5 protein-coding genes are annotated in these 11,415 nt (G+C 47.7%); 2 read left to right on the top strand and 3 right to left on the bottom strand.

Annotated elements, in window-relative coordinates:
- On the bottom strand, positions 1-4,402 hold a 4,402-nt coding region (locus BCT27_RS11315), incomplete at its 3' end, for a hypothetical protein (protein ID WP_102395854.1).
- Between the two features lie 678 nt (positions 4,403-5,080).
- Between BCT27_RS11315 and BCT27_RS11310 the strand changes: the two genes are divergently transcribed.
- Complete coding sequence (locus tag BCT27_RS11310; RefSeq protein WP_102316702.1) at positions 5,081-6,475, top strand: carbohydrate porin; 1,395 nt, start codon at positions 5,081-5,083, stop codon at positions 6,473-6,475.
- Positions 6,476-6,588: 113 nt separating this feature from the next.
- Positions 6,589-8,154 (top strand): glycoside hydrolase family 16 protein, encoded by a 1,566-nt coding sequence (locus BCT27_RS11305; RefSeq protein ID WP_102391457.1) that lies wholly within the window; start codon positions 6,589-6,591, stop codon positions 8,152-8,154.
- A gap of 96 nt (positions 8,155-8,250) precedes the next feature.
- On the opposite strand, the gene BCT27_RS11300 is transcribed toward BCT27_RS11305, so the two are convergent.
- Together BCT27_RS11300 and fdhF are read right to left on the bottom strand one after the other, a co-directional pair.
- Positions 8,251-8,487 (bottom strand): formate dehydrogenase subunit delta, encoded by a 237-nt coding sequence (locus tag BCT27_RS11300; protein ID WP_017010068.1) that lies wholly within the window; start codon positions 8,485-8,487, stop codon positions 8,251-8,253.
- A gap of 35 nt (positions 8,488-8,522) precedes the next feature.
- Entirely contained in the window at positions 8,523-11,396 is a 2,874-nt protein-coding gene (gene fdhF / locus BCT27_RS11295; RefSeq protein ID WP_102395853.1) for a formate dehydrogenase subunit alpha, read from the bottom strand.
- Positions 11,397-11,415: the final 19 nt, after the last annotated feature.

Here is an 11,415-nt window from a genome sequence, read left to right as displayed (position 1 = left end):
CATCGGTGCCGCCGTCAGTATCAGCGTTTACAAACGCAACATCTGCAATCTGGAAGCTACCGTTTTCTGACAGGACAACTGCGAAGGTTGTTAAATCCGCGAAGTCAGGCAGTGGTAGTTCCATTTGTACCCAGCCATCTGTCAGCGCTGTTCCATTTGAAAGCAAGTAGTCATCTGCCACTTCACCATCAGTTACACCTTGGATCGAGATGCGAACCTGAGCAACATCTGTCAGAAGTTTGAAGCGTGCGTGTGTGTATGACGTAACATCAATTGGGTTAAGCGCGCTTGACCACGCCAATGCGCCCCAACCATCAGTGACTGTCAATTCCAGTACTGGGTTATACAAGTCACTGGTAGCATCACCAAGACCTGCATTGTTCCAGACTTGAACATCATCGAAAACAAGGTTGGTTTCTTGGCCTGTGTACAGGATGTAGCCAACTTCTGGCGCAGAACCACCATTGTCTTTGTTCACATAAGCAACATCTGCAACTTCCAACGTACCGTTTTGGCTCAATACCATCGCGAAGGTTGTCAAGTCTGTGAATGCGGGTAATGGTACTTCCATTTGCACCCAGCCGTCAGTCAGGGCAGTACCCTGTGACAGTGAGTAGTCATTCGCTGCTTCGTCCTGTGACAGACTCTGAATAGACAATCGAACGACGCTTGCATCTGTACGTACTTTGAACTGCGCATGTGTGTAAGACGAGATATCAATTGGATTTGAGCTGCTAACCCAAGCAACCGCACCCCAACCGTCTGTTACGTCTAGCTCTAGTACTGGATTGTACGTGTCATTAGCGACTTCGCTTAAACCAGCATTGTTCCATACTTGAACATCTTCAAAGACAATGTTTGTCTCTTGACCGGTGTAAAGTACGTAGCCCGTTTCTGGAGCGTCAGTACCGCCATTGCTATCGTTGTTCACGAATGCAATGTCAGCGATCTCAAGTGTTCCATTTTCTCCGAGCGTCAGTGCGAATGTCTTCATATCAGTATAAGAAGGCACTGGCACGCTCATTTGAACCCAGCCGTTATCAAGCGAAGTGCCCGACGACAGTGAGTATGGGTTAGCTGTTGTTTCATCTGCTTGGTTGATAAAGGTGACATCAACGTTAGCAGCAGAAGTTTTTACTTTGAACTCGGCATGTGAGTATGGCGTAAGGTCTACTTGTGTTGTGTTAAACAACCAAGCAGCAGAACCCCAACCACCCGTTACCGTAAGTTCCTGAACAGGTGAATAAGTGCTGTCACTTCCAGCGCCGATAGAAGCACCCGAACCGTCTTGCGACCATACTTGAATATCATCGAAGCCGTGAACAGTGTCCTTACCGGTATACATAACGTATCCAGTACCGGAGGTATCAGAACCCGTTTCGTATGGAATGGCGTGAATCGCGTCAATGACGTTTTGCTCAACACCGCCGTTTGACTTAACAATCGCATTACCGCCGCGAGTGATGCCTTCAAACGCACCAGCATCAACCAGATCCCAGATGGCATATTTCGCATTACCATCAATGTCGATCAGGCCAAAATGCTTCTCTGGATCGCCAGTGTTTTCAGCACCACCTTTCCATGGTTCATCAAATGCTTGGAAGAAGAATACAGATGCACCATAGTCGATAGCCCATTGGCTCATCGCATCATAGTATTTCTTCTGTTTGTACTCATCAGAAGCACCCGTTCCACCAGCACCAAAACCAGTGTTCGACTCAGTCGACCAACCTGTTTCGCCAATGTGGATCTGTTTAGTGCTGTCAATTGCCATAACGCTATCTTTAACGGCGTCGATCTGAGTCAGCGCTTTGTTGAACGCGCGCTCCATGGCTTTGTCAGCTTGTTCTTGACGAGTAAGCGATTGCTCTGACTCAGGAACTGGCCAGAAATCACCGTCATGGAAAGTATCGTGGAATGGATAAACATGAACGGACACATAGTCAACTGCTTGAATCAGTGCTTTGATGTCTGCTTCATGCGCTTGATAGTAACCATTGTTGATAGACCAAACCGCCCAGTTTTCAGAGCTGGTGATCCAAATATCTTCACTGATTGTGCCGTCGGCCTTCATTGTTTGAAGTTCGTTAACACGCTTCAGGATAATACCTGGTTCAACACGGTAGCTGCTCGCCCACTCAACCATTGCTTCATTACCAACCGCAATCACTTTGATAATGTTTGGATAGGTTTGAGCGAACTCAACCGCTTTATCCATTTCCAATTGGTTGTTGGCATGTTCTTGTGAACTGTCTATTTCTACATTAGAGAATGCATTGAGTGCTGAAATCCACACACCAAGCATGACGTTCATTTCGAAGCTAGGATCTTCTTGTTGAAGCTCATCAATCGCTTGAAGTAAACGTTCAGTGTCTACGAAGTCCTGAGTGTTATATGTACGCAGCATACGAATGCCAGTTGCATGCATGATTTTCAGGTCTTCTTTAACTTCCGCAACGCTTGGGGCATTTTCGTTAGAACGCACGTCTGTGCGGAATGCGCCGTAAGAGATCGCAGGAAGTGCAGCAGTGCCAAGCACAGGCTGTCCTGATGCATCACCACCAGTAACGGTTGAAACTGGGAAGTCACCCGTTACCGTTGGTTGTGGCGCAATTTCAGGCGCTACTGAGTAGTCAGTGCTGCTGCCATCAGTTCCACCATCAGTGCCACCGTCAGTTCCACCATCGGTGCCGCCGTCAGTGCCACCATCGGTGCCGCCGTCAGTTCCACCACCGGTGCCGCCATCAGTATTACCGTCAGAACCACTTTGAGAAACCAGAACAACATCAGCAAAGTTCACTGAACCTGCACCGTTGAAGATAAGACCAATCCACGTCATATCAGAGAATGCCGGGAATGGAACTTCCATTTGCACCCAACCATTATCCAAGGTATCGCCGCTAGAGAAGTTATATGTATTTTTAACTTCCGATTGGCTTGCGCTTTGGAAAACAACGTCAACTGCAGAGTAAGAACCTGGTTCGACTTTGAAACGAAGGTAAGAGAACGCAGAAGCATCTACCGCATTTTCTGGCTCGTTACCCCAAGCAACTGCTGCTGCATCAGCGCCCCAATTTGCGCCGCTAGTAACAGTAAAGGCTTTCGAGTAAGGCGCGTCATTAAGGTCGGCTAACGTTGCACCGCTTCCCCAGTTGTCACCCCAAAAAGCCATGCTGAACGAGTCGTCTTGATCGCTGTAAGCGATATAACCTGGACCAACATTTCCTCTAGAATTGTTAACCAAAGCAATGTCTGCAACTTCCATGGTGCCATCTTGTCCTAGCACCACCGCGAATGTAGTCACATCTGCAAAGGCAGGGACCGGTATTTCCATTTGTACCCAGCCGTCAGCTAATGCTGTGCCTGTTGAAAGCGCGTAATCGTCCGCAACTTCGCCATCGCTTTGACCAGTGATAGACACTCGTACTTGAGAAGCATCAGTCTTCACTTTGAATTGTGCATGAGTGTACGGAGTGAAATCGACAACGCTTGATGAGCTAGCCCACGCTAAAGCGCCCCAGCCACCAGTGACAGTTAGCTCAAGTACAGGGTCATAAGTACCACCAGAAACTTCTGAGATTCCTGCGCCATTCCATGCCTGCAATTCTTCAAAAGCAACATTGGCTTCTTGACCGGTGTAAAGAATGTAACCAACTTGAGGTTCGCCACCAATGATGTTGTTTCCGCCGCCAGTGTCTGAAGTATCAGGTTGAGAATCGAATGTTTTTCCATAAAAAACATTTCTCAGCTCAATCACTTCACCGTTTATGCCTTCGCTCCTAACAAACAAAGGCATTGTGACATCAGATAGATCAATTATCTGATCACCAATCAATTCAGACATGGGAATTTTATAGCTAACCCACTCGGTGGTAATAGATCTGCCGTTTGATTCAAAATCTGCACCAGCTTCTTTTGCTGGTCGCTGGCCTTGTTCGTTACCTTCAATACTAGTTGAAAGCCCCGTTTGAAAGCCCAAAACAAATGGAAGTGAGGCTTTAGAAGCTTTGGCCTCAAAATTTAAATATCCGCTGTTAAACCCAGATAAGTTGATGGCTGCTTCTGCCGAGTTGTCGGTTGTGACTAATGCTGTACCCCAACCCCATTCAGCTTCAACAAAACTATTAGTTGATGAAGGCGCAGGCACACTCAAGGCATCATTAGACGTGCCCATAAATGAGGTGCCTACAAAACTACCTTGAGCTTCCGACGCCGCTTCATTTTGAAAAGGAATGACAGTCAGGTTACTACTTGCACCTTCTCCGACTCTATGAACCTCATATGTGTCGGCACCTGAAGGCTGCACATCTGGGGGGGATCCACCAGCTTCATCATCTCCACCGCCACACCCACTCAGCGCGACAGAAGACATAAGCAGCATTTTCGCAAATATATTCTTCATCATATTGTCCGTAATTCAGTCTACGTCATATCCACTTTGCACAAGGGCAATCAATGGAATTCAGAACTCTCCAGCGAACTGGAGAAACTTGCTTGAGTTGGGTGTCGTAACTAGTCGAAAGAAAGCGCTTTCAGCAATAGTTAAAAATAAAGTCAGCGAGCTGACATTATTCTGCGATGAGTTAAAACCATCGCTTAGTGTGTAAAAATATTGTTAACAGATAGCTATGCACAACATGAATTTGATTTCATGCTTCCAATTAATAGAAACACTCACAAAAGAAAGCGCTCTCTTTGCAATAAGACTCAATAATGATACGTCACATTAAAATGTGATTCATTCTTGAGACAAGGCCGATAATCATGGTCTCTATGACTAATAATTAAGGCCAAATGTAAATATTATGTGAATTGGTTAAAGGTTTTTGCAGTAACTGATTGCAGTTAAAGACAGACCTTTTTAACGTCATGTTGCCTAGCGCTTTCTTTGAGAGCTATAACAAAACCATGTTGATCATCGCCGACATTGAAAGTTAAACAGCTAGTCAACCTCGAACTTTTCTCGAAAATGCCTCTCTGGGTGTCAGGTAATTTCGGTGGACCTTTCAGGGTTTTTACAAGCAAAGAAAGAAAGCGCTTTCTTGCGAAACAACCTTTAAGATCTCTTCACGGAGTCAGAATGAAAAAGTCAAAATTGTCGATAGCGGCGCTAAGTGTTGCAGGTGTATTGTCAAGCATACCTGTTGCCAACGCCGCTATTATCGACGAAGTCGAATTTCACGGTTACTTTCGCGCTGGCTTTTTTGCCAGTAAAGAAAATGATTTTAAGAAAGCAGATATTGGTGGGCAAAAAGAACTGTTGGGTCGTCTAGGTTTAGAATCCGACAATGATGGTAACTTTGGTTTTACTACTATCACCAATATTAATGATGACCAACAGCTTCGTATCCACATTGGTGTGGGTGACACTGAGTTTGATGATCTCATTGGCTATCTGGAAATGGATGGTGTTTTACCATCAGGCACCTTATGGGGGGGTAAGAGAAAGCTCGCTGAAGAAAACTATGTCTTCATGACAGACTTCTTTTATACCGACTTAGAAGGTATTGGCGTCGGTATTCAAGATATTGAAATCGGTGATTCATTTTTGGATCTCGCATACATTTCCAGCGATCGAAATATAAGTCTTACTTATGGTGAGTATGAAGACTTCGTAGAAAAAGCTTCTACCGAAGACGACATCATTATCTCTCAAAACCAACGTTATGTTACGGATGAGCAACGCGCCAACATCTTTGATAACCAGAATAACTCAATGCACACATTCCATGCTTCCTACACTTTAGGTGCATTGACAGTTCAAGCAAATTACAAGTATTTGCCAGATAACTGGGGGCTAAACGGTAAAGAGTGGGCAGAAACGGGTTACGACACCACCGCTATTTATCATATGCTCGACTTTTTCGGGCTCAAAGGTAATGCCTTTTCTTATGCCATTGCCCAAGTAGGTCGCGGCCTAGGGTCAGGTAACCTACTTGGCGGAACTATTACGGATTATGGTTCTCTTCGCCCAGGATCGTTAACTCAAGGTTATCATACGGGTGAATGGGGTGATTACTTCGGCGACCCATACTACCTCATCACTCAACGTGAAGAAGATGCGCTTTCCGCACGCGCTATATTGTGGGGTGGGTACACCAACAGCGACGGAATCGGATTTTTCCCTTCTATCCAAGCACAATACAATGATGAAGGCACCAATGACGAAGGCGCCGATGGCGGCTACAACTATTGGGTCTCCGTCATGATGCGTAACATCTTCCCAGTACGAGATAACTTCATCATCCAGACCGAAGCCGGCTATTACGAAAATACGCAAAATGGCGGTACATGGCATCAGTCTAAGCTCACGGTTGCGCCGACTTTCGTTCTCTCTGATGGGCTGTCTACCGCAGAAATTCGATTCACTGCCACTTACCTTCCATTGTCTTGGACAACGGGTGACGAAACCGACCCAAATGTAAAACTCTCGGATGACTTCGTCTTTGGTATTCAGGCAGATGCCTACTGGTAACAGATGAGGTGATGCCAATTACTTCTATGTTTTGAGTAATCGGCAGCTATCTTAAGTTTGTATGTGTTGCGTATTTTTTGAGCGCCAAAAGTTCGACCTGTAAGGATACGAAAATGACTAATTTCCCCTATCGTCGCGCACTGATTGCGACTGCAGTAGTTGCTGCAGTGGCTGGGTGTTCGTCGAAAGTCTATCAACCCATTTCTCAAGGGCCTGATACCAGTGGTCCAATGATCAAAGCACCAAAAACATGGACGCTGGTATGGAACGACGAATTCAGTGGTACGGCCATTGATAAGAGCAAATGGAGTCACGAAGAAAACTGTTACGGCGGTGGTAATGCTGAGCGTCAGTGCTACACAGATCGCCCGGTTAACTCGTTTGTAGAAGATGGCAAACTGCACATTGTTGCGCGTGACTTCCAATTCACCGGCTCCTCAGATCCTCAAGGGAAGAGCCGTCATAAAGCGACACTGCCTTACACCTCTGCTCGCCTCAGAACCATGAACAAAGGCGACTGGCAGTATGGTCGTTTTGAAGTGCGCGCTAAACTTCCGTTCGGACAAGGCACATGGCCTGCAATCTGGATGCTACCGACTGATTATGTCTACGGCGGCTGGGCTGCCTCTGGCGAAATCGACATCGTCGAAGCGGTTAACCTAAAATCAGCGACGGATGAGTTGGGCGCTGAAGCGGGTAAGGAAGAAGCACGTATTCACGGTACTTTGCACTACGGCCGCGAATGGCCTGACAACGTGAGCACTGCGGCAGAATATCATCTCCCTGATCACGTCAACCCTGCTGATGGCTTCCATACGTATGCCATTGAGTGGGAGAAGAACGAAATGCGTTGGTATATCGATGATATCCACTACGCAACACAGCGTTCTGATGGTTGGTTCAGTCAATACAAAGAAGGTGGCAAGATTGTAACTGGTGAAGAAGACGCACCATTCAACCAACGTTTCCACATGATCTTGAACCTTGCTATCGGCGGTTCATGGGCGTCGAATGCCAACGAAGGCGGCATCGATGACTCAATCTTCCCGCAAACCATGGAGGTTGACTACGTTCGTGTCTACGAATGTGCGAAAGATCCGGTTAACGGAAAAGGTTGTGCGACAGTGTCGGAAGACGCCAAGTTTGTTGCGGGTACACCAGCACCTGAAATCATCATTCCGGGTCCAGACTATGCAACAGGCCCTGAGTTCTTGCTGTACGGCGATAGCCTAGACAAGCACCTGCGCTCGAAAGAATACGATCCGCAGTTCAAGGTGTATGTTGAAACCAAGCAAGCTGAAGGTCGTGGTGACATCCTGGCGATTAAGAAGACTGGCGACATCGGTAACTTCTACTTCGAATCACCAGAAGTCAACATGGGCGAGTGGATGAGCGGTGGTGAAATTGTCTTTGACCTTCTGGTTGAAGAGAAAGATCCAAACGCTAACTTGATGCTGAAAGTCGACAGCGGTTGGCCGGCAGCGAGTGACGTAGATGTGGAAATCCCACCTCTTGGTCAATGGCGTGAAGTGCGTATTAACTTCGCTGATTTGATCAATAACGGTAACCGTTTTGCACCTGGCGCGAAAGCCAATGTAGAAGGTCTGAAAAACATCTTCGTTATTGAACCAACAGGGCCAATGGTGCTTTACATCGATAACATTCGATACGAAAAGTAACCCATCCTTTGGTATGAAAAAAGCGGCTGAATCAGCCGCTTTTTTATTGGATCACACATAAGGTTCAGTTGCTTTCGCCGCTATTCAAGATTGGGTCTATTTAAACTGATATTCTCTTGCTAAGTTTGACGCCGCTTCTTCTGCAAGCGGATTGAGTTCGCCCGATTCGAGAGCATCAAACAAACTGTCTTTCATGTCTCGAGACCAAAAACGACGAATATGGGATGCCACTTCATCGATGGTTTCTTCTTCACTTCGTCCATGGGCAAGATTATCGGCAATTTGGTTTGCCATCGCATACAGCTGTTCGTTTCTATGTGCTTCGCCATCCATACTCAGGCTCTTCCTTCTTTCTTATTGAGTGACACTCAGTCTGTATCTTCTTGATAAGCCGCTGACACGTGTGCTTGCTGCTCTTCATCAAACGCGCGGAAGCGTTCTTGCCACTGTGCTTGATCTGCAGCCACCAGCACTTGTACTGCGGTGACTTTGTACTCTGGACAATTGGTCGCCCAATCAGAGTTATTCGTGGTGATCACATTGGTACCCGAAACAGGATGGTGGAAGGTTGTATAAACCACACCCGGTTGCATGCGATTACTGATTAACGCAGGTAACGTTACCTCCCCTGCACGGCTGCGAATGCGAACCGGCGTTCCATCCACGATGCCGCGATCTTCCGCGTCTAATGGATGAAGCTCAAGCACATCTTCTTCATGCCATCGCGAGTTTTCCGTTCTGCGGGTTTGCGCGCCAACATTGTATTGGCTCAGGATCCGGCCCGTGGTCAGCAGCAATGGGAAACGCTTGTTCACTTTCTCTTGCGATGCAACATACTCCGTCACCACAAAGCTGCCTTTGCCTTTCACAAACGCGTCAATGTGCATGGTTGGCGTACCCTGCGGCGCATCATCGTTACATGGCCATTGAATAGAACCTAGCTCATCCAATTTTTCATAACTCACACCATGAAATGTCGGCGTCAGCTTGGCAATTTCATCCATGATTTCTGACGGATGTTGATACGTCATTTCACAACCCAGCGCATTCGCCAGCGCAACAGTTGCTTCCCAATCTGCTTTCCCTGATAGAGGTGCCATGACTTTTCTTACCGGAGAAATTCGTCGTTCAGCATTCGTGAAAGTGCCGTCTTTTTCGAGGAAGGTTGCACCTGGCAAGAACACATGCGCAAATTTCGCGGTTTCATTTAAGAAGATGTCTTGCACGATCAAACATTCAAGCGAAGAGAGTGCAGCTTCTACATGCTGCGTATTGGGGTCTGATTGCGCGATGTCTTCGCCCTGCACATACAAGGCTTTGAATCGACCTGCGATCGCAGCATCGAACATGTTAGGAATACGCAGCCCTGGTTCGTCATCAATCTTCACGCCCCACTCGCCTTCAAACAACGCGCGAACGTCTGGGTCTGAAACATGTCGGTAGCCCGGCAATTCATGAGGGAACGAGCCCATGTCACAACTGCCTTGCACGTTGTTCTGCCCACGAAGCGGATTCACACCTACACCTTCACGGCCAATGTTGCCCGTGACCATGGCAAGGTTAGCAATGGCCATCACAGCGGAGCTGCCTTGGCTGTGTTCTGTCACACCAAGACCATAGTAAATCGCACCGTTGTTCGCACCGCCATAAAGCCGAGCCGCTTCGCGGATAAGCATGGCTGGCACCCCAGTTTCACTTTCCATCGCTTCTGGCGAATGGTGCTCATCGGCAATAAATGTGCGCCATTTTTCGAATTCCGCCGTATCACAACGCTCGTCAATGAATGCTTTGGCATCCAACCCTTCCGACACAATCACGTGCGCCAATGCATTCAGCACAGCAACGTTGGTGCCCGGACGAAGTTGTAGGTGGAACTTGGCGCGCACATGCGGTGCATTCACCAAATCAATTTCGCGAGGGTCAATCACTATCAACTTCGCGCCATTGCGTAGGCGACGTTTAAGCTGCGAGGCGAAAACAGGATGCCCATCAGTGGGGTTCGCACCAATCACAACCACCACGTCCGCTTTTTGCACCGAATCAAACGTCTGTGTCCCTGCGGATTCACCTAACGTGGTTTTCAAGCCGTAGCCCGTTGGTGAATGGCAAACACGCGCACAGGTATCGACATTGTTCGTCCCGAACCCTGCTCGAACCAATTTCTGCACTAAGTAGGTTTCTTCGTTGGTGCAACGTGAAGAGGTGATCCCGCCCAGCGCGTTCGCGCCGTATTTGTCACGTAACGTATTAATGCGGTTGGCGGCAAAGGCGATGGCCTCTTCCCAGCTCACTTTGCGCCACGGTTGATCGATGGAATCACGGATCATTGGGTCAAGCATGCGATCACTGTGTGTTGCATAACCAAATGCAAAGCGCCCTTTCACACAAGAATGGCCTTGGTTCGCTTTGCCGTCTTTGTTCGGCACCATACGCACAAGCTGGTCGCCTTTCATTTCCGCTCTGAACGAACAACCTACGCCGCAATACGCGCACGTTGTGACACGAAAATGACTCGGCGTGCCTTGCTCAATCACGCTATTTTCCGTCAATGCTGCCGTAGGACATGCTTGGACACACGCACCACACGACACACATTCAGAATCCATAAAGTTGTTGCTACCCGCCACAATGCGAGAATCAAACCCACGGCCTTCAACGGTTAACGCAAACTGACCTTGGATGTCGGAGCACGAGCGCACGCAACGCGAGCACACAATGCATTTACTGCTATCAAAGGTGAAATACGGGTTTGACGTGTCTTTTTCCATCTTAAGATGGTTTTCACCTTCGAAGCCATATCGCACATCACGCAGGCCGACAGCACCGGCGACGTCTTGTAATTCACAATCGCCATTCACGGCACAGGTCAAACAATCAAGGGGGTGATCAGAGATGTACAACTCCATGACGTTACGGCGTAACTTTGACAGTGCCGTATTTTGTGTGGTGACCTTCATGCCTTCCGACACAGGTGTGGTGCAAGACGCGGGTTTTCCGCGCATGCCCTCAATATCCACCACGCACATGCGGCACGATCCAAACGCATCCAAGCTGTCAGTCGCGCATAATTTGGGGATTTGAATATTCAACATGGATGCCGCACGCATCACCGACGTCCCCTCTGGGACGGTGATAGGCCAGCCATCAATGTTTAACGTAATTTGCTTAAGATCTTCGCCGGTGACATTGGGTGTACCAAAATCTTTTCGGTCTTGATCAATGGGAATGTAAAACTCAACCATTGTAATACTCCTTGGCGAA

This window comes from Enterovibrio norvegicus (genome assembly GCF_002876705.1).
Classification (GTDB): domain Bacteria; phylum Pseudomonadota; class Gammaproteobacteria; order Enterobacterales; family Vibrionaceae; genus Enterovibrio; species Enterovibrio norvegicus_B.
The sequence above is the reverse complement of the archived record's forward strand: the minus strand, read 5'-3'. Positions and strand labels throughout refer to the sequence as shown.

Bases quoted from the DNA above. Each gene is read 5' to 3' on its own strand.
- BCT27_RS11310 (WP_102316702.1), top strand. From the start codon at position 5,081: ATGAAAAAGTCAAAATTGTCGATAGCGGCGCTAAGTGTTGCAGGTGTA.
- BCT27_RS11305 (WP_102391457.1), top strand. From the start codon at position 6,589: ATGACTAATTTCCCCTATCGTCGCGCACTGATTGCGACTGCAGTAGTT.
- BCT27_RS11300 (WP_017010068.1), bottom strand. From the start codon at position 8,487: ATGGATGGCGAAGCACATAGAAACGAACAGCTGTATGCGATGGCAAAC.
- fdhF (WP_102395853.1), bottom strand. From the start codon at position 11,396: ATGGTTGAGTTTTACATTCCCATTGATCAAGACCGAAAAGATTTTGGT.